The organism is Micromonospora fluostatini (genome assembly GCF_050410825.1).
Lineage (GTDB): Bacteria > Actinomycetota > Actinomycetes > Mycobacteriales > Micromonosporaceae > Micromonospora > Micromonospora rosaria.
Genome location: NZ_CP191251.1, coordinates 1,885,590 through 1,903,958, shown reverse-complemented (window position 1 = coordinate 1,903,958; position 18,369 = coordinate 1,885,590). Strand labels below are relative to the sequence as shown.

Below are 18,369 nucleotides of genomic sequence, written 5' to 3'. Positions count from 1 at the left end.
TACGATGCCGGCAGCCCCTCACCGGCCGCCCGGCTACCGGCGTGCCGGACGACACCGTGGAGAGGGGCCCCGATGGCCGAGCGAATCCTGTTCGTGTGCCACGCCAACCTGTGCCGCTCGCCGATGGCGGAGTACCTCGCCACCGGCCTGCTCGCCCATCTGCCGGTGACCGTGGTCAGCGCGGGCACCCACGCCGTCGACGGCCGACCCATGCACCCGTACGCCGCCGAGGTGGCCGCGGGCACCGGGCGTGACCCGGAGACCTTCCGCAGCCGCCGGGTCGACACCCGGCACCTGCTCGACGCCGCCCTGGTGCTGACCGCGAGCCGCCAGCAGCGGGGCAGGTGCGTCTCGTTGGCCCCCGCCGCGCTGCACCGGGTGTTCACGCTGCGCCAGTTCGGCCGGCTCGCCGACCTGGCGTCGCCGCCCGAGACGGGGACCGGCGAGCCGGTACGGGCCGGGGTGCGGGCGGCGGCCCAGGCGCGGGGACGGTTGCAGCCCGCCGCCCCCGCCGACGACGACCTGGTCGACCCGCTCGGTGGCGAACTCACCGACTTCCAGCGCTGCGCGCGGGAGATCGAGCGGTGCGTGCTGCCGGTCGCGGCGCTCATCGAGGCAGCCGGGTGAGTTCCTGGGTCGGGTCGGCGACCCGGTCCGGTCCGAGGAAGGCCCTGTTCGGGGCGGCCGAGGTACGGGACCGGGCGGCCGGCACCTCGATCTTGTAGGTCTCGTAGCGGTAGACGTCGGCCTTGCCGAGTTTGGCCATGTTCAGCACGCAGCCGAGCAACCGGACGGAGACCGACTGCAGCGCGTGCGCCGCCGCGCTCACCTGCCCCCGGTCGGTGCGGCCGTGCTGGCTGACCAGCAGGGCGCCGTCGGCCTGGACCGCGACCACCACCCCGTCGGTGACGCTGCCCAGCGGGGCGGTGTCGATGACCACGATGTCGGCCGACTCGCGCAGCACCACCAGCAGGTCCGCCATCGCCTTGGAGCCGAGCAGCTCGCTGGGGTTCGGCGGGGTCGACCCGCTGGGCAGCACCAGCAGCGACTTGTCGCCCCACCGCTGCACCACGTCACCGACCTGGACGTCGCCGACGAGCACGTCGGTGAGCCCGACGCTCGACTCCAGGTTGAGGTACTCGGCGACCTTGGGCCGGCGCAGGTCGGCGTCGACCAGCGCGACCCGCCAGCCCGCCTCGGCCAGGGCGATGGCGAGGTTGCAGGAGGTGGTGGTCTTGCCCTCGCCCTGCAGGGCGCTGGTCACCGCGATGACCCGGGCGGGCTCGTGCACGTCGACGAAGCGCAGGTTGGTGCGCAGCTTGCGGATGGCCTCGGCGCGCGGCGAGTTGGCCGCCTCGCCGACGATCAGCGGCTCGGTCCGGGCGGTGGCGTCGAAGGGGATCTCCCCGAGCAGCGGGCTGCCGGTGACGCGCTGGAGGCTGAGCGCGTCCCGCAGCCGGGTGTCCAGCTTGATGCGCAGGATGGCCAGTGCCACCCCGAGCAGCAGCCCGACCAGCGTCCCCACGCCGTAGTTGCGCAGCGGCTGCGGGGAGACCGGGGTGGAGCCGACCCGGGGGCCGCCGATCACCTCGACCTTGATCGGGGCGGTGCGCCCCTCGGGCGGGGTCTCCACCTGCTTGACCAGGTCCACGAAGCCGGTCGCCACCGCCTCGGTCAGCCGCAGGGCCCGGGTGGCGTCGGTGTCGGTGACGGTGGCGTGCAGCAGCACCGTGTCGGGGACGGTCTTCGCCTCGATCCGGCCGCGTACCGCCTCGGCGGTCAGGCCCAGCGGCTGCCGGGCCACCACGCTCTGCGCCAGCCGGTCGCTCTGCAGCAGGTCGACGTAGGACTTGACCCGCTGCTGCATGAAGATGCTGCCCTGGTACGCCTCGCTGACGCCCTGGTTCGGGGTGGTGACGAAGAAGGTCACCGAGGCGGCGTACCGGGGCTGTGCGCGGACGGTCACCAGGGTGGTCACGCCCAGCGCCACCATCACCGTGACCAGGACGATCCACCAGTGTCGCCGAACGGCCCGCAGGTAGTCACGTACCTCCATGAGTCGCCCCTCCCAGCCCCGTGTCTGCCGACAAGAAATGCAACGAAACTCCCCATAGCTCGACAAAACCCATGACAGTATTTAGTTCCCCCCCATTCGGCGCGGACGGGACCAACCGAATGTAGACGATCGGAAACCATATCCGCCGTAAATCCCCCAGACGGCGACAAGAACCCGAGGGCAGAGCATGGACGCCGCAGCACCGACCTCGTCCGCCTCCACCAGCGAGCACCGGCCGGCCCGGCACCGGGGCCTCCTACCCCTGTTAACGCTGGACACCCTCGCCTGGTGCGGGGGCCTCCTGGCCGCCGCCGGGACCCGCTTCGAGTTCACGCTCACCGTCAACCAGTGCGGCTGGGTGCTGGCCACCGCCCTGGCCTGCGCCCTGGTCCACGCCGCCGTCGGGCAGGTCCGGCGCAGCCTGCGCGGGCGGCATCCGGTGGGCAGCCTCGGCGAGGCCCGCGACCTGACCGGCACCGCCGCGCTGGTGGCGACCTGCGCGCTGCTGGTGATCGTGCCGCTGCCCGAACGGCCGGTCCCGGCGACCACGCCCGTGGTGGGGGCCGCCATCGCGCTGCTGATCATGGGCTCCGGCCGGGCCGCCTACCGGTACCACCGGGACCGCCGCCGCGCGACCTCGTCGACGACGAGCCGGACGCTCATCTACGGCGTGGACGCCACCACCCCCCGCCTCGTCCGGGCCCTGCACGACGACCCGCTCGGCCGCTACCTGCCGGTCGGGCTGCTCGCCGACGACCCCGACGAGCGGGACCTGCGCCTCGACGGCGTCCGGGTGCTCGGTGGCCGGGAGCGGGTGGGCGAGATCGTGCACCGGACCCGGGCCGACACGGTGATCTTCTGCATGGACGGCACCGACGCCGAGCTGATCCGCGACGTGCGGGCCCGTACCCTGCGGGCCGGGGCCGCGTTCAAGGTGCTGCCGCCGATCCGCGACCTGCTGGACCGGCCGGTGGCGGTGACCGACGTACGGGACATGCAGCTCACCGACCTGCTCGGCCGGGCGCAGCGGGTGGCCGACCTGACCGTCGAAGGCAGCGGCCTGCGCGGCCGGCGGGTGCTGGTCACCGGCGCCGGCGGCTCCATCGGCTCGGAGCTGTGCCGGCAGATCGCCCGCTGCGAACCGGGCGAGCTGATGATGCTCGACCGCGACGAGTCGGCTTTGCACGCGCTCCAGATGTCCCTGCACGGGCGGGCGATGCTCGACGGGCCGGAGCTGATCCTCGCCGACATCCGCGACGCCGCCGAGATCAGCCGGATCGTCGCCGACCGCCAGCCGGAGATCGTCTTCCACGCCGCGGCGCTCAAGCACCTGACCCTGTTGCAGCGGCATCCCGGCGAGGCGATCAAGACCAACATCCTGGGCACCCTCAACGTGCTGGAGGCCTGCCGCGACGTCGCCGAGTTCGTCAACATCTCTACCGACAAGGCGGCCAACCCGATCAGCGTGCTGGGTTACTCCAAGCGGCTCACCGAACGGCTGACCGCGCACCACGCCGCGTGCTCCGGGGGCCGCTACCTCAGCGTCCGGTTCGGCAACGTGCTCAGCAGCCGGGGGTCGGTGCTGACCGCGTTCCGCAGTCAGCTCGAGGCCGGCCTGCCGATCACCGTGACCCACCCCGACGTCACCCGGTACTTCATGACCGTGCAGGAGGCGGTGCACCTGGTGCTCCAGGCGGCGACCATCGGACGCGGCGGCGAGGCGCTCGTGCTCGACATGGGCCAGCCGGTCCGCATCGCCGACGTGGCCCGCCGGCTGGCCGACGACTCCCCCACCGGCGCCGAGATCGTCTTCACCGGGCTGCGCCCCGGCGAGAAGCTGCACGAGGACCTCTTCGGTGCCGACGAGACCGACAGCCGACCGATCCACCCGCTCATCTCGCACGTCGGGGTACCCGCCCTGCACCCCCGGGAGGTCCGGCTGCTCGACCCGTACGGGGAACCGGAGGAGCTGATCAAGCAACTGGCCACCGCCTGCGAACAGCGGTCCCCGCTGACCACCCTCCCCACTCCCCGCTGACCCACCCGGTCGGCGTCGAGGCCCGCGTCGATCATGGAGGTGACGGCGGCTCCGGTGCCTGCCGGTGCCGCCAACTCCATGATCGACGCGGGCGGGGGTGGGGGAGGGAGGGGGAGGGTGGGGGTGGGTGGGTGGGTAGGGTGTGAGGCGGTGTGCCGGGAAGTCTGGTCGGCGATGTGTCAGCCGTCGTCCGACCAGTGAGGCACCCGTTGTTGAGCGCACGTGGTCCACACCCCGACCGCCGCCCCGGCCCCCGCCGGCTGCTCACCCGCACCTCGTGGCCGGAGGCCCGGTTCCTGGCCGACGTGCTGCGCACCGAGACCGTCGGCGGCGGGCTGCTGCTGCTCGGCGCGCTGGCCGCCCTGGTCTGGGCGAACTCCCCCTGGTCGGCCAGCTACACCGCCCTCGGCGGGTACGTGCCCTGGCCCGGCGGGGCCGCGCTGCACCTGGACCTCTCGCTGGCCACCTGGGCGGCGGACGGCCTGCTGGCGATCTTCTTCTTCGTGGTCGGCCTGGAGCTCAAGCGCGAGTTCGTCGCCGGTGAGCTGCGCGACCCCCGCCGGGCGGTACTCCCGGTGGTGGCCGCGGTCGGTGGCATGGTCGCCCCCGCGCTGATCTACGTGGCGGTGAACCTCGCCGCCGGCGGGGCGGGCCTGCGCGGCTGGGCGATCCCCACCGCCACCGACATCGCGTTCGCGCTGGCGGTGCTCGCCGTGATCGGCAGCCACCTGCCGCAGGGGCTGCGGGCCTTCCTGCTCACCCTCGCCGTCGTCGACGACCTGCTGGCGATCACCATCATCGCGGTCTTCTACACCGCCGACTTCAGCCCGGTGCCGCTGCTGGCCGCGCTGCTGCCGATCGCCGCCTTCGCCGCCCTGGTGCAGCGGCGGCGGACCTGGTGGTGGGCGCTGATCCCGCTGGCCGTGACCGCCTGGACGCTGGTGCACGCCTCCGGGGTGCACGCCACCGTCGCGGGCGTGCTGCTCGGCTTCACCGTGCCGGTGCTCGGCGACCCCCGGGGCACCCGGGGCCGCCCCGGCCAGCGGGCGCACCCCGGCCTCGCCGAGCACCTGGAGCACCGGTGGCGGCCGGTCTCGGCCGGCTTCGCGGTACCGGTCTTCGCCTTCTTCGCCGCCGGGGTGTCGCTGCGCGGCGCGGACCTGGGCACGGTGCTCACCGACCCGATCGTGCTCGGCGTCGTCGCCGGGCTGGTCCTGGGCAAGACGATCGGCATCTTCGGCTCGACGTACCTGCTGGCCCGGTTCACCCGGGCCCGGCTCGACGACGACATCACCTGGCCGGACCTGCTCGGCGTCGCGCTGCTGGCCGGGGTCGGCTTCACGGTGTCACTGCTCATCGGGGAACTGGCGTTCGGCACCGGCAGCACGGCCGACGAGCACGTCAAGACCGCCGTGCTGGCCGGGTCGCTGCTCTCGGCCACCCTCGCCGCGGTGGTGCTGGGTCGGCGCAACCGCGCCTACCGCGCCATCGCCGAGCGGGACCGGATCGACGCCGACGGCGACGGGATCCCCGACGTGTACCAGCACCGACCGGTCGAGCGCTGACCCGGTCGCCGGGGTGGGGCGAGCCCACCCCGGCGACCGGGCCGCCGTCGACCCGGGCGACCGGCCCGACCGGCCCCGGCCCGCTCAGGCTCAGGTGAGCTCGGCGACGGCCTCCAGGATCAGCCAGAGACCGCAGATGGCGAAGAGGATCGCCGCGCCGTACTTGATGGTGCGCTCGGGCAGTTTCCTGCCGAGCAGCCGGCCGACCAGGATGGCCAGCGCGTCCGCGGCGACCATGCCGATGGTCGAGCCCAGCCAGGTGCCGAACCAGCCGTACTGGGTGGCCAGGGTGATGGTGGCCAGCATCGTCTTGTCACCCAGTTCGGCCAGGAAGAACGCGATCGTGACCGCGACGATGGCCGACTTGGTGTTCTTCTCCGCCTTGCGCTTCTCCGCCTCGGTGAGAGTGTCGCCGCGCAGGGTCCACGCGCCGAACCCGAGGAACGCCAGACCCGCGACGAGCGAGATCCAGCCGGTGGGCAGGGCCGCACCGAGGCCGACCCCGATCGCCACCGACGCCAGGTGCACCACGGCGGTGGCGATGGTGATGCCGATCAGCACCGGCACCGGCTTGTACCTGGTGGCGAAGGCCAGGGCCATGAGCTGGGACTTGTCGCCCAACTCGGCCACGAAAATCACGCCGAAGCTGACCGCCAGCGCGACGAGGAAACCTTCCATGACACCTTCCCGATCCAGGCCGGGAGGAGACGCGGGGCGACCTCGACCCGGCTGTGACAGCCTGAGTCGAAGGTCTCGCCCGCCCCGTTGAACGCGGGGCCGCGTGGCCGGACGCGGAACGCGCCAGTATGTCGACCACGACATTGGGGGCTACTCCCCTTCGCGCCGCCCAGCCTAGCCGAAGCGGCGCCGGCCGGTCAGCCCGGGTGAACAGTGTCACCGGCCCGGACGCCCGACGACCCGTCGGGCGTCCGGGCCGGTGCGCTCAGGCCGCCCGCGCCAGGGTCACCCCGAACAGCCCCTTCGGGTCGGTCCAGAAGTGCTCGGCGACGAAGCCCGCCCCGGTGAGCTCGGCCGCGATGCCGGTCGGGCGGAACTTCGCCGAGACCTCGGTCCGCAGGTCCTCCCCCGCCGCGAAGTCGACGACCAGGTCGAGGACCCGTACCCGCTGCGGCCGGCGGGCCCGCAGCCGCATCTCGATCCACTCCCGCTCCGGGTCCCAGAGCGCCACGTGTTCGAAGGCCTCCGGGTCGAAGTCGGCGCCGAGCTCCCGGTTGACCACCCGCAGCACGTTGCGGTTGAACTCGGCGGTCACCCCGGCGGCGTCGTCGTAGGCCGGTACCACCACCCCGGGGTCCTTGACCAGGTCGGTGCCGACCAGCAGCCAGTCGCCGGCCTCCAGGCCGGCGCGCATCGCGGCCAGGAACCCGGCCCGCTCCTCGGGGAGCAGATTGCCGATGGTGCCCCCGAGGAAGACCACCAGCCGCCGGCCGCCGGTGGGCATCCGGTCCAGGTGCCGGGTGAAGTCGCCGACGATGCCCCGGACCCGCAGGCCCGGGTAGTCGGCGGCGATCCGGTCGGTGGACTGCCGCAGGGCGCTGACCGAGACGTCCAGCGGCACGAAGGTGCCCAACCCGCCCCGGCGGGTGAACGCGTCCAGCAGCAGCCGGGTCTTCTCCGACGAGCCCGAGCCCAGCTCGACGAGGGTCTTCGCCCCGGTCACCGCGGCGATGTCGGGAGCGTGGGCGGCCAGCACCGCCCGTTCCGCCCGGGTCGGGTAGTACTCCGGCAGCCGGGTGATCTCCTCGAAGAGCTCACTGCCCCGGGCGTCGTAGAACCACTTCGGCGGCAGCCACTTCGGGTCCGCGGTCAGGCCGGCGCGGACGTCGTCGCGCAGGGCCCGGCCGAGGTCCTGCTCCTCCAGGTAGATCTCCAGCGGCTCGGCGCTCATCACAGTTCCCCTTCCGTCGTGCCGGTGGTGCCGGCTCGACTGGTCAACGCGGGTGGCAGGGCATGGACACGTACCGCGCCGGTGGTGGCCACCACCAGGTTGCCGTCCGGCACCGCGTGCCAGCCGGGATCGTCGTCGGTCGGTTCGGAGGCCAGCAGCACCGCGCCCCCGCCGGCCCGGACCGACAGGGCGTGGCCGGCGACACTGGCCACCACCTGCCGGCCGTCGGTCAGCAGCAGGTTCAGCCGGGACCCGGGCGCCGCCGCGGCGACCGAGGTCACCGTGTCGGACACCGCCCGCGCCGGGGCGGCGCCGCCGCGCAGCCGGTGCCGGACCAGGGCCCACAGCAGCGCCGCGTCGCTCGGCGCGTCCAGGGTCAGCAGGTCCCGCACCGGCAGGTCGGCGGCGGGCCCGACCACCGAGTCCGGCCAGCCGCGCACCGCCCCGTTGTGGCTGAACAGCCACGGCCCCTCGGTGAAGGGCGCGGCGGCGCTCTCCTGCACCGGCATCCCGACGGTGGCCGACCGCACCGCCGCCAGGGCCGCGCCGGTGGTGGTCACCGCCGCCAGGTCGGGCAGGGTGGCGTCCGACCAGACGGGCTGGGCCCGCCGGTACCGGACCGGCACGCCGCTGCCGTCGGCGGCCGGGTCCGGGTACCAGCCGACGCCGAAGCCGTCGGCGTTGATCGTTCCGCCGCCGCGCATGTCCCGGGGCGCCCAGGACTGTCGCAGCAGCGAGTGCGGCGGGTCGTAGAGCAGCGCCCGCAGGGTCACCGGCGGGCCGAGGTACGCCAGGTGTCGGCACATCAGCGGCGACCGCCGCTCACCCGCGCGCCTCCTCGACGGTGGCGTCGCGGGCACAACGGAACCCGCTGAAGATCTGCCGGCGGATCGGGTAGTCCCAGTTGCGGAAGGTGCCCCGGCAGGCCGCCCGGTCGGTGCCGAACGAGCCGCCGCGCAGCACCCGGTGGTCGTCGCCGAAGAACACCTCGGAGTACTCCCGGTACGGGAAGGCGGTGAAGCCCGGGTACCCCCGCAGGGGGCTGCTGGTCCACTCCCAGACGTCGCCGACGAGCTGGTGCACGCCGAGCGGGGACGCTCCCGCCGGGTACGCGCCCACCGGCGCCGGCCACAGGTGCCGCTGCCCCAGGTTGGCGTGTTCGGCGGTGGGGTCCCCGTCGCCCCACGGGTAGCGGCGGGACCGGCCGGTAACGGGGTCCCAGCGGGCCGCCTTCTCCCACTCCGCCTCGGTCGGCAGCCGCTTGCCGGCCCAGGTGGCGTACGCCTGCGCCTCGTGGAAGCAGACGTGCACCACGGGTTCGTCGTCGCGGACCGCCGACCAGCGGCCGAACCGCCGGTACGCCCAGCCGTCGCCGTCGCGGCGCCAGTGCAGCGGCGCGGTCAGCCCCGCCTCGCTGCGGTGCCGCCAGCCGGCCCCGCTCCACCAGCGCGGGTCGTCGTACCCGCCGTCGGCGACGAACTCCCGGTACGCCCCGTTGGTCACCGGCGCGGCGTCGATCAGGTACGCGGGCAGGTCGACCACGTGCGCGGGCCGCTCGTTGTCCAGCGCCCACGCGTCGGTGGAGGTGCCCATGGTGAACGGGCCGGCGGGCACCAGCACCTCACCGGTCACCCGGGCCCGGGGCTCCGGCGGGGGCGGCGCGGTCAGGGCCGGCGCCCCGGCGCGGAGCTGGTGGGTGGCGAGCATGGTCTCGTCGTGCTGCTGCTCGTGCTGCACGATCATGCCGAAGGCGAACCCGTCGGTGACCAGTGGCCGGTCGGTGAACCGGACCCCGTCCAACAGGTCGTACACCTTCTCCCGGACGGTGGCGACGTACCGGCGGGCCTCGGCCGGGGGCAGCAGCGGCAGGGCCGGGCGGTCCCGGCGGGGCTGCTTGAAGGCGTCGTACAGCTCGTCGATGTCGCACCGGACCGGCGCGCGCCCGCCGACGTCGCGCACCAGCCAGAGTTCCTCCTGGTTGCCGATGTGGGCGAGGTCCCACACCAGCGGGGACATCAGCGGCGAGTGCTGGCGCATCAGCTCGTCGTCGTCGACGGCGTCGGCGAGCAGCGCCGTGCGGGCCCGGGTCCGGTCCAGTTCGGCGGCGATCCGGCTGCGCAGTCGCTCCGGACCCCACTGCGGGGTGGGGGTGGTCGTGGTCTCGCTCACCGAGGGCTCCTCTCCACGGCGGCGTGGCGCCGCTGGATCGCTCGTCGCATCCGCTCGTGGGTGGCCGGGGGCAGGTCCAGCCGGGGCAGGGCCAGCAGGGCCAGGTCGAACAGGGCCGCCGCGGCCCGGGCCAGGGCGCGGTCGGCCAGGCCGCGCCGGGCGGCGACGCACCACCGGTCGGCCACCGGCTCGCCGACGGCACGGGCGGCGCGGACCGTCGCCGGGTCGGCGAAGAGCGCGGCCAGCACGGTCGTCGGCAGCGCCCAGTCCGGGCCCGGCTGGGCGTCCAGGTAGCGGATCTCCAGGTACCCGCGCGGGCGTACCGGCGGGAACAGGGTGCTGACGTGGTACTCCAGGTCGTCGGTGGTGGGTGGCTCGGGCAGCGCCCCGGCGATCCAGTCGGCGAAGGTGACCCCGGGCGGGGGCGTCCAGTCCGGCCCGTCCTGGCGCAGGCAGAGCAGCGGCGCGGCGAGCACGTACGCGGTCCAGGCGGCGACCGGGTCCCGGTCGGCGTGCGCCGGTGACCAGGCCGGCCCGCTGCGCGCCGGGTCGATGCCGAGCCAGGCCGCCATCCGGGCGGACGCCCAGTCGGTCCGGTGGCCGGCGTGCCGGGCCGCGGTGGCGAAGGCGGCCAGCAGCGGCGGGCCCACCACGTGCGCGGTGGCCCACCGCTCGGTCAGCTCGGCGGGCTCGCCGGCGTCCAGGCAGACCTGCAACCCGGCGGTGCTGAACATCATGGTCCGCCCGTGCGGGCCGGCCCGGTCGAAGACGCGGCACATGGCCCGGTACCGGGGGGTGTCGACGACCGGCGCCGGTGGCCGGTACGGGTCGATGCCGGTCTCGCCGAGGGCCAGCCCGGCGGGGGCGAGGAGGCTGCGGAGGTGGCCGATGTCGGCGTCCGTCGCGCTGAGCAACTCGGCGACCGAGGCGCGCGGCGGGCTGGAGACTTCGAGTTGGCCGCCCGGCTCGACGGTCACGGTACTGCCGTGCCGGAGCTGCTGGGCGGGGCTGGTCGGGTCGAGGGTGACGGGGCTGTACGGCCCCAGCGCCGCCCGGATCCGCTCCCGGTCGACCGGGCGGGCGGGATCGGCGGCGTCGTGCACGGTCCATTCCAGCTCGACACCGGTGTACGTCGGCGGTCCGGTCTTGAAGCAGATCCGGGCCACGTGCCCGGCGGCGACGTGCTCCTCCCGGATGATGGTCGTTCGGTCCAGCTCGGGTGACGTCACCACGAGACGGCCCTCCCTCCGGCACTGGTCACACCACCACGACCGTCGCCGGCCGGGGTGGTCACGGCGCCACCATCCTCTGTCTAACAGAAGAATTTCGCTCGCCCGGTTCAAACAAAGCTTCTTCACGTCGGGGTGGGAGAACCGCCGTCCGACCGTACGGAGCGGGCGCTGACCAGCGACGGAGCCGGTCAGCCGTTGTCAGCGCCTCCGGTGTCCGGTCGGGTGGCGCCACGGCCCGGGGCGGCGCTCCCGGTCGGGGTCGACGTCGGGGTCGAACAGAACTCCTCGACCCGGTCTGCGCCACCGGCGGCGGCGACCAGCCGGGCGAAGCCGGGGGCGCGCAGCGCCTTCTCCCGCTGGCCCGGATTCTTGGACAGGTAGGCGTTGCAGAGCCCGTGCACGTTGCCGTGGGTGGGGCTGGCGGACGCCGTGGTCGGCGACGGGGACCGGGACGGGGCGTCGGACTCCGGGGTGGGTGCGGCGATCGACGCGGTGGCGGTCGGCTCGGGGTCGGCCGGGGACGGCGAGTCCGCGCCGCCGTGGTCGGGCTCCGGCGCCGGCACGGTGGTAGCCGGTGGGGGCGGCGGGGCGGCGTCGTGGTCGTCGAGGGTCGCCGCCGCGACGGCGACCCCGGCGGTGGCGGCGGCGACGATGCCGGCGGCCCAGGCCAGGGCCGCGCCCGCCCCGGGGCGGCGCCACCGGCGGCGTGACGGTGGCGGTGGCACCGGGGCGGCCGGGTCGGCGCGGGCCGCGCGGAAGGCGGCCAGGGCGGCGTCCTCGCCGCCGAGTTCGTCGGGGCGCGCCGGGGCCGCCGCGGCGGCCAGCAGCCGGGCCAGCGGTTCCTCGGCGGGCGGGGTGGTCCCGGGGCGGGCCGTGTCGAGCAGACGGTCGAGCTCGGCCCGGTCGGCGGGCCGGTCGGAGCGACCGGACCGGCGCAGGTTCATCCAGTCTCCCCTCACGTCAGCCATCCGCCGGTTCGGCGTGCGACGCCTCCGGCCGCGCCCCACGCCCGGAGCGCGGTCGGGGCACGACACCGTCGGTGGTGGCCGGTGGGGAGCCCGGCTCGGTTCGTTGCAACAGGGTGGCCAGGCGGCGCAACCCCCGGTGGGCGGCGGTGCGGACCGCGCCCGGCCGGCGGCCGAGCACCCGGCCGGCGGTCTCGGCGTCCAGGCCGACGACGGCCCGCAGCAGCACCGCCTCGGCCTCCCGGGGCGGCAGGGTGGAGATCAGTGCCAGGGCCCGTTCGGTGCTGATGGTCTCGCCGGCCCGTTGCTCGGTGTCGGTGTCCGCGGCCAGGTCGGCGAGGTCCTGCACGGGAACCGGCAGGGCCGGCCGGCGGCGTTGCCGGCGCAGGTGGTCCATGGCCCGGTTGCGGGCGATGGTCACCGCCCAGGCCCGGAACTCCCCGCCGGTGAAGCGGGGCAGGTCCCGGGAGATCTGCAACCAGGTCTCCGAGGCGACGTCCTCCGCGTCCGCGCCGACCAGCGCGGTGAGGTACCGCAGCAGGCCGGGTTGCAGGCTGCGGTACAGGTACCGGAACGCCTGCTCGTCGCCGGCGCGGGCCGCGGCGACGGCCGCCCTCAGCTCACCGGTCATCCGCGCCCCGCCCCGCCGCCCGGTGCCGTGCCGGTCCGCCGCGACGTCCCGCGCACCGCGCGACGCGGTGTCCGGGCCTCCGTCCGCACCATCCGCCCCCCGCTGCCCTGGCCCGGCCGGCCACGCCGACGGCCGCAGCGGCACGTGGCGGACGCCCGGCGGGCCCGGTCGCCGTACCGGCACCTGGGCGGGCCCGGGCCGGGCCAACGCTAGGAGTGGATTGACGATCGGACAAGACGGTACGGCCCCGAAAAAGAGTGACAATTCTTCAGCCGGCTCAGCGGCGAGTCAACGTAACACCAGGGGTCCACCCGACGCCACGACCGGTGTCCCGCCGGTCACGGCCCCGACGGTGACCAGCGCCCGGCCGGCCGCGCCACAACCCGGGGTGACCGTCCGCGTCCACCCGTTCACCAGGGGTTCCGGGTGGTCGCGGCGACGTCGTGCGCCCGCCCGCCGGGCGGCCACCTCGCGGTGCGCCACCGTCGCCCCCAGTGGGTACCGTAGGCGGGTGTTGTCTTCGGAGGTCGTACTCAGCGGGCGTTACCGCTTGGACGAACGTGTCGCCACCGGCGGCATGGGTGACGTCTGGCAGGGGACGGACCTGGTGCTCGGTCGCCAGGTCGCGGTCAAGGTCCTGCTGCCCGCCCTGGTCTCCGACCCGGACTTCATCGCCCGGTTCCGGGCCGAGGCCCGGATCATGGCGGCGTTGCGTCACCCCGGCATCGTCCAGGTCTACGACTGCGGCGAGGACCAGCTCTCCGACGGCGGGCGCGCCGACTACCTGGTCATGGAGTTCGTCGAGGGGCAGCCGCTGTCCAAGCGGATCGAGGCCGCCGGCCGCCTCGACGTCGGCGAGACGATGTCGGTGGTCGCCCAGGCGGCCCAGGCCCTGCACGCCGCGCACAGCGGCGGCATCGTGCACCGCGACGTCAAGCCGAGCAACCTGCTGGTCCAGGCCGACGGCACGGTCGTCCTGGTCGACTTCGGGGTGGCCCGCTCGACGAACGTGACCAGCATCACGAGCACCAACGCGGTGCCGGGCACCGCGCTCTACATGGCCCCCGAGCAGGCGGCCGGGCGGCCGGTGACCGGCGCGACGGACATCTACGCGCTGGGCGCGGTGGCCTACTGCTGCCTCACCGGCGCCCCGCCGTTCACCGGCGACAACCCGTTGCAGGTGGCGGTGCGGCACCTGGACGACGAGCCGCCGCCGCTGCCCGACGAGATCCCGGTCGCGGTCCGGACGCTGGTGCTGCGGGCCCTGGCGAAGGACCCGGCCGAGCGTTTCCCGACCGGCGCGCAGATGGCCGAGGCGGCGCGGGCCGCGCTGGCCGACGGCGACGTCGCCACGGCGATGGTCGCCGCCCCGGTCCGGCCCCGGGGCGGGCTCGACCCGCACACCCGCACCGACCCGCCGGTCGGGGCGCGGGTCGCCACCGGCGGGCGCGGGCCGCGCCGGGGCACGCTGATCGGCGCGGCCGTGGCGGTCCTGGTGGCGTTGGGGGCGCTCGGCGCGGCCCTGGGCGCGACCGGCACCGCCGGCGACGGCGAACAGGGCGTGGAGATCCAGGACACCGCACCGGCGACGGTGCCGTCCACGGTGCCGGAGCAGACCGAGGACGCCGAGGAGCCCCCCGTCGAGCGGGACAGGCCGGTCCGCCCGGCCAACCCGACGGGCCGTCCCTCGGCCGAGGCCACCCCCTCGCCCACCCCGGAGCCGTCGCCCAGCGCCGAGCCGACGCCGACCCGGTTCCCGTCCCGGCCGCCGGCCACCTCCGTTCCGCCGACCACGAGCGCGCCCTCGCCGACCGAGCCGGAGCCGGAGCCGACCACACCGGTGGATCCGCCGCCGACCACCGAGGGGACCGGCGGCGGCGGAAGCGGCGGCGGGGCACCCCACGCGCCCCGATAATCCCAAACCGGACGTACGACCGCGTATTTCTCTCTAGGCTGATAAGCAGGCACCTTCCAACCTGCTGCGGAGGCCCGGGTGAACGTGGAGAAGCTGGTCGTGATCGGTCAGGGGTACGTCGGCCTGCCCCTGGCCATCCGCGCCGTGGAGGCGGGACTGGACGTGGTGGGTCTCGACGTCGACGGCGACCGGATCAAGCGGCTCGCGCACGGTGACTCCTTCGTCGAGGACATCACCACCGCCCGCCTCGGCCGCGCGCTGGCCAGCGGCCGGTACCACCCGAGCACCGAGTACGCCGACGCCGACGGCTTCGACATCTGCGTGATCACGGTGCCCACCCCGCTGCGCGACGGCACCCCCGACCTCAGCTTCGTCGAGCAGGCCGGCACCGGCATCGGCCCGTACGTGCGGCGCGGCACCACCGTGGTCCTGGAGTCGACGACGTACCCGGGCACCACCGACGAGCTGCTGCGCCCGCTGCTCGAGTCGGCCAGCGGACTGCACAGCCCGGGCGACTTCCACCTCGGGTACAGCCCGGAGCGGATCGACCCGGGCAACCCGACCTGGCGGCTGGAGAACACCCCGAAGGTGGTCTCCGGGCTGGACGAGGCGGCGCTGCACCGGGTCGACGCGTTCTACCGCCGGCTGGTGGAGCGGACCGTCCCGGTGGACTCGACCCGGGTGGCCGAGCTGACCAAGCTGATCGAGAACACCTTCCGCCAGGTCAACATCGGCCTGATCAACGAGCTGACGATGCTCTCGCACCACCTGGGCATCGACGTGTGGCAGGCCATCGAGGCGGCCGAGACCAAGCCGTTCGGCTTCATGCCGTTCCGCCCCGGCCCCGGGGTGGGCGGGCACTGCCTGCCGATCGACCCGTGCTACCTGTCCTGGCAGGTCCGGCGGAAGCTGGGCCGGCAGTTCCGCTTCATCGAACTGGCCAACGACATCAACCACGAGATGCCCGAACACGTCGCCCAGCGGGTGATGGCCGGGCTGAACCGGGCCGGGCGGGCGGTCACCGGCGCCCGGTTGCTGCTGCTCGGGCTGGCGTACAAGCGCAACACCGGGGACATGCGGGACTCGCCCGCCGTGGAGGTGGCCCACCTGCTGCGGGGGCTCGGCGCGCAGGTGCACGCGGTGGAGCCGTACGCCGAGGCGCAGCACCTGCCGGACGGGGTGACCATGGTGGAGCTGACCGAGGCGCAGGTGCGCCGCGCCGACGCCGTGGTGGTGGTGACCGACCACGACTGCTTCGACTACGACCTGGTGTCCCGGCACGCCCGGTACGTCTTCGACGCCCGCAACCGCTGCCGGGGGCCGGCCGTCGAACGGCTCTGAGCCGCCCCCGCCCGGACACCGGGGCGGGCGGTGCGGGGCGATCCCCCCGCACCGCCCGCCCCGGCACCTCACTGCGTGCCCAGCGCCTCCACCACCGGCCGGGACAACGCCCGCCGGGCCGGCAGGACCGAGGCGACCAACGCCGCCAGCACCGCGACGGCGAGGATCCCGGCGAGCTGCCCCCACGGCAGCACCAGGCTGAAGTCGCCGCCCAGCTCGGCCAGGAGGGCCATCGTGCCCGCGCCCACGCCGACGCCCAGGGCCACCCCGAGCACCGCGCCCACCAGGGCGGTGAGCACCGCCTCGACGGCCAGCATCGCCCGCATCCGGCCCCGGGTCAGCCCGACCGCCCGCAGCACCGCGTTCTCCCGGGTCCGCTCCAGCACCGACAGGCTCAGCGTGTTGGCCACCCCGACCAGGGCGATCACCACCGCCAGGCCGAGCAGCGCCACCACGAAGGCGAGCAGCATGTCCACCGTGCCGGTGAGCATCCGCTTGTACGCCGCCTGGTCCATCAGGTTGACCGTCGGGTACCCGGCCAGCACCTCCTCGACCGCGACCCGCGCCGAGGCGGCCGGCACCCCCTCGGCGGGGTCGACCTCGGCCAGGTGGCCCCGCTGCCCGGGGAAGATCCGGTCGAAGTCGGCGGCGGCCAGCTCGACCCGGTACCCGGCCGGCACCGACCCGCCGAACGCCGACGGCGCGACGGTGACCACGGCGGCCACCTCGAACGACCGTCCGCGCAGGGTGACCCGGTCGCCGGTGGACCAGCCCCGGGACCGGGCCAGCTCACGGTGCACCAGCACCCGGCCCGGTCCCAGCCGCTCGACCGTCCCGGAGTCCACCCCGGCCAGGGTCCGGCCGACCAGCGCCGGGTGGGCGGCCCGGTACTCGACCCCGTCGACGACCTTTCCGCGCTGCTCGTGCGCCACGCCCAGCTCCGGGCGTGCGGCGAGGTCGTCGACCACCCCGGCGGGCAGGTCGCCACCGACCCCGGTGACCAGGAAGTCCGCCCCGACCTGGGCGTCCACGCTGCGTTCGATGCCCACCTTGGTGCTCTGCGCGCCGATCACGAAGGACGACACCAGGCCGATCCCGATCACCAGCGCGGTCGCCGTCGCGGCGACCCGCCGGGGATTGCGGACCGCGTTCGCCACGGCCAGGCCGGCGGTGGCCCCGACCAGCCACCGGGCGGGCGCGCCGAGCACCCGGACCAGCGCCGGCACCAGCACCGGGCCGAACAGGACGATGCCGAGGAAGCCCAGCACCCCGCCGAGGGCGACCAGCAGGACCTGACCGGTCGGGGCGGCGCCGGCCAGCGCCGCGACCCCGGCGGCGAGGACCAGCGCGCCGGCGACCAGGCGTACCCGCCCGGCGGGGCGGGTGACCTGCACGGCCGCGTCGGTCAACGCGGCCACCGGGGCGACCCGGGTGCCCTGCCAGGCCGGGACGCAGGCCGCGCCGAGGGTGAGCACGGTGCCGGCGGCGAGGCAGCCCGCCACGGTCGCCGGGGTGACGGTGAGCGTCCCGGACAGCGGGGTGGCCAGCGCCCCCAGCAGCGCGGTCAGGCCCGCCGCCAGCCCGGCCCCCACCAGCACCCCGAGCGCCGAGGCGACCAGCCCGACCACCGCCGACTCCAGCAGCGTCGCCCGGAACACCTGCCCCCGGGTGGCGCCGACCAGGCGCAGCAGCGCGGTCCGGCGGGTGCGCTGGGCGAGCACGATGGTGAAGGTGTTGGCGATGACGAACGCGGCCACCACCACCGCCACCCCGGCGAAGGTCAGCAGCACCAGGTTGAACTGGCGCAGGTCGCGGACCGCGTCGGCGACCGCGGCGTCGAGGATCGCCTGCCGGTGCCGCACGGTGGTGCCCGCCCCGGCCACCTCGGCGATCCGCTCGGCGAGCACGGTGTCGGAGATCCCCGGCCCGGCGGCCACCATGATCCGGCCGTAGCCGTCCCCGCCGGTGAGGGCGAGCGCGTCGGCGCCGACCAGGCCGATGAACGGCCCGCCGACGTCCCGCGTGGTGTCGGCCACGTCGACCGTGCCGACCAGGGTGTACGGGCGGGCCGCCCCGCTGTCGCCGCCGACGCGCACCGGTGTGCCGAGGGCGAAGCCCTCGTCGGCCACGGTCCCGGCGTCGAGCACCACCTCGCCGGGGCGGGCCGGCAGCCGCCCGGTCACCACGTCGTACGACTGCAGGGCCGGGTCGGTGGGGATGGCGGCGAGGAAGCCGAAGCCGAGCACCGGACGGCCGTCGGCGCCGACCACCCCGGCGGTGCCGGTCAGCTCCCCCTCGGCGGCGCGCACCCCGTCGACCGCGCGGACCCGCTCGACCAGCGACGGCGGGATCGGTTCCCGCTCGGCGTAGACGCCGACGTCGGTGTGCCGGTCGAAGGTGCCGGCCCGCTCGTACGTGCCGGCCCGCATCCCGTCGATGAAGATCAACGTACCGGCGACGAAGGCCACGCCGAGCACCACGGCCAGGGCGGAGAGCAGCATCCGCACCGCCTCGGCGCGCAGCGACCGCAGGGTCAGGCGGACCATGC

Annotated in this window: 14 protein-coding genes; 5 read left to right on the top strand and 9 right to left on the bottom strand. The window is 75.1% G+C overall.

Going from position 1 to position 18,369, the window contains the following annotated elements:
• Nucleotides 1-72 precede the first annotated feature (72 nt).
• The gene (locus ACQUFX_RS07985) at nucleotides 73-627 is read left to right on the top strand and encodes an arsenate reductase/protein-tyrosine-phosphatase family protein (protein ID WP_428965387.1); all 555 of its coding nucleotides are present in this window, start codon (nucleotides 73-75) and stop codon (nucleotides 625-627) included.
• Here ACQUFX_RS07985 and ACQUFX_RS07980 read toward each other — a convergent pair.
• The gene (locus tag ACQUFX_RS07980; RefSeq protein WP_428965386.1) at nucleotides 608-2,056 is read right to left on the bottom strand and encodes a tyrosine-protein kinase domain-containing protein; all 1,449 of its coding nucleotides are present in this window, start codon (nucleotides 2,054-2,056) and stop codon (nucleotides 608-610) included. The genes ACQUFX_RS07985 and ACQUFX_RS07980 overlap by 20 nt on opposite strands.
• Nucleotides 2,057-2,243: 187 nt before the next feature.
• On the opposite strand from ACQUFX_RS07980, the gene ACQUFX_RS07975 reads away from it, so the two are divergent.
• Together ACQUFX_RS07975 and nhaA are read left to right on the top strand one after the other, a co-directional pair.
• Nucleotides 2,244-4,094 carry a polysaccharide biosynthesis protein gene (locus ACQUFX_RS07975; RefSeq protein ID WP_428965385.1) on the top strand — a complete coding sequence of 617 codons (1,851 nt, stop codon included), beginning with the start codon at nucleotides 2,244-2,246 and terminating at the stop codon, nucleotides 4,092-4,094.
• A gap of 212 nt (nucleotides 4,095-4,306) precedes the next feature.
• Entirely contained in the window at nucleotides 4,307-5,659 is a 1,353-nt protein-coding gene (gene nhaA / locus ACQUFX_RS07970; RefSeq protein WP_428965384.1) for a Na+/H+ antiporter NhaA, read from the top strand.
• 90 nt (nucleotides 5,660-5,749) lie between these two features.
• Here nhaA and ACQUFX_RS07965 read toward each other — a convergent pair whose 3' ends face one another.
• The 7 genes from ACQUFX_RS07965 to ACQUFX_RS07935 all read right to left on the bottom strand — a co-directional run bounded on the left by ACQUFX_RS07965 (nucleotide 5,750) and on the right by ACQUFX_RS07935 (nucleotide 12,565).
• Nucleotides 5,750-6,337: a TMEM165/GDT1 family protein gene (locus tag ACQUFX_RS07965; protein WP_067373863.1), complete on the bottom strand. Its 588-nt coding sequence runs from the start codon at nucleotides 6,335-6,337 to the stop codon at nucleotides 5,750-5,752.
• Between the two features lie 265 nt (nucleotides 6,338-6,602).
• Nucleotides 6,603-7,568, bottom strand: a complete 966-nt coding sequence (gene egtD / locus ACQUFX_RS07960) for an L-histidine N(alpha)-methyltransferase (protein WP_428965383.1) — start codon at nucleotides 7,566-7,568, stop codon at nucleotides 6,603-6,605.
• Nucleotides 7,568-8,374 (bottom strand): ergothioneine biosynthesis protein EgtC, encoded by an 807-nt coding sequence (gene egtC / locus ACQUFX_RS07955; RefSeq protein WP_428965382.1) that lies wholly within the window; start codon nucleotides 8,372-8,374, stop codon nucleotides 7,568-7,570. Before egtC ends, egtD begins: the two co-directional genes overlap by 1 nt.
• A gap of 16 nt (nucleotides 8,375-8,390) precedes the next feature.
• Nucleotides 8,391-9,737: an ergothioneine biosynthesis protein EgtB gene (gene egtB, locus ACQUFX_RS07950; protein WP_428965381.1), complete on the bottom strand. Its 1,347-nt coding sequence runs from the start codon at nucleotides 9,735-9,737 to the stop codon at nucleotides 8,391-8,393.
• Complete coding sequence (egtA, locus tag ACQUFX_RS07945; protein WP_428965380.1) at nucleotides 9,734-10,969, bottom strand: ergothioneine biosynthesis glutamate--cysteine ligase EgtA; 1,236 nt, start codon at nucleotides 10,967-10,969, stop codon at nucleotides 9,734-9,736. The genes egtB and egtA overlap by 4 nt, the downstream gene beginning before the upstream one ends.
• Nucleotides 10,970-11,157: 188 nt before the next feature.
• Nucleotides 11,158-11,913, bottom strand: coding sequence for a hypothetical protein (locus tag ACQUFX_RS07940; RefSeq protein ID WP_428965379.1), 756 nt, complete (start codon nucleotides 11,911-11,913; stop codon nucleotides 11,158-11,160).
• Between the two features lie 16 nt (nucleotides 11,914-11,929).
• Complete coding sequence (locus tag ACQUFX_RS07935) at nucleotides 11,930-12,565, bottom strand: RNA polymerase sigma factor (protein WP_428965378.1); 636 nt, start codon at nucleotides 12,563-12,565, stop codon at nucleotides 11,930-11,932.
• 511 nt (nucleotides 12,566-13,076) lie between these two features.
• On the opposite strand from ACQUFX_RS07935, the gene ACQUFX_RS07930 reads away from it, so the two are divergent.
• Together ACQUFX_RS07930 and ACQUFX_RS07925 are read left to right on the top strand one after the other, a co-directional pair.
• The gene (locus tag ACQUFX_RS07930; RefSeq protein WP_428965377.1) at nucleotides 13,077-14,480 is read left to right on the top strand and encodes a serine/threonine-protein kinase; all 1,404 of its coding nucleotides are present in this window, start codon (nucleotides 13,077-13,079) and stop codon (nucleotides 14,478-14,480) included.
• Between the two features lie 78 nt (nucleotides 14,481-14,558).
• On the top strand, nucleotides 14,559-15,821 hold the full coding sequence (locus tag ACQUFX_RS07925; protein ID WP_428965376.1) for a nucleotide sugar dehydrogenase: 1,263 nt from the start codon (nucleotides 14,559-14,561) through the stop codon (nucleotides 15,819-15,821).
• Between the two features lie 68 nt (nucleotides 15,822-15,889).
• On the opposite strand, the gene ACQUFX_RS07920 is transcribed toward ACQUFX_RS07925, so the two are convergent.
• Nucleotides 15,890-18,367, bottom strand: coding sequence for an ABC transporter permease (locus tag ACQUFX_RS07920; protein ID WP_428965375.1), 2,478 nt, complete (start codon nucleotides 18,365-18,367; stop codon nucleotides 15,890-15,892).
• Nucleotides 18,368-18,369: the final 2 nt, after the last annotated feature.

Coding starts and splice junctions, on each gene's coding strand:
- ACQUFX_RS07975 (WP_428965385.1), top strand. CDS start 2,244: ATGGACGCCGCAGCACCGACCTCGTCCGCCTCCACCAGCGAGCACCGG.
- ACQUFX_RS07980 (WP_428965386.1), bottom strand. CDS start 2,056: ATGGAGGTACGTGACTACCTGCGGGCCGTTCGGCGACACTGGTGGATC.
- ACQUFX_RS07940 (WP_428965379.1), bottom strand. CDS start 11,913: ATGAACCTGCGCCGGTCCGGTCGCTCCGACCGGCCCGCCGACCGGGCC.
- ACQUFX_RS07985 (WP_428965387.1), top strand. CDS start 73: ATGGCCGAGCGAATCCTGTTCGTGTGCCACGCCAACCTGTGCCGCTCG.
- egtC (WP_428965382.1), bottom strand. CDS start 8,374: ATGTGCCGACACCTGGCGTACCTCGGCCCGCCGGTGACCCTGCGGGCG.
- ACQUFX_RS07935 (WP_428965378.1), bottom strand. CDS start 12,565: ATGACCGGTGAGCTGAGGGCGGCCGTCGCCGCGGCCCGCGCCGGCGAC.
- ACQUFX_RS07965 (WP_067373863.1), bottom strand. CDS start 6,337: ATGGAAGGTTTCCTCGTCGCGCTGGCGGTCAGCTTCGGCGTGATTTTC.
- egtD (WP_428965383.1), bottom strand. CDS start 7,568: ATGAGCGCCGAGCCGCTGGAGATCTACCTGGAGGAGCAGGACCTCGGC.
- ACQUFX_RS07920 (WP_428965375.1), bottom strand. CDS start 18,367: ATGGTCCGCCTGACCCTGCGGTCGCTGCGCGCCGAGGCGGTGCGGATG.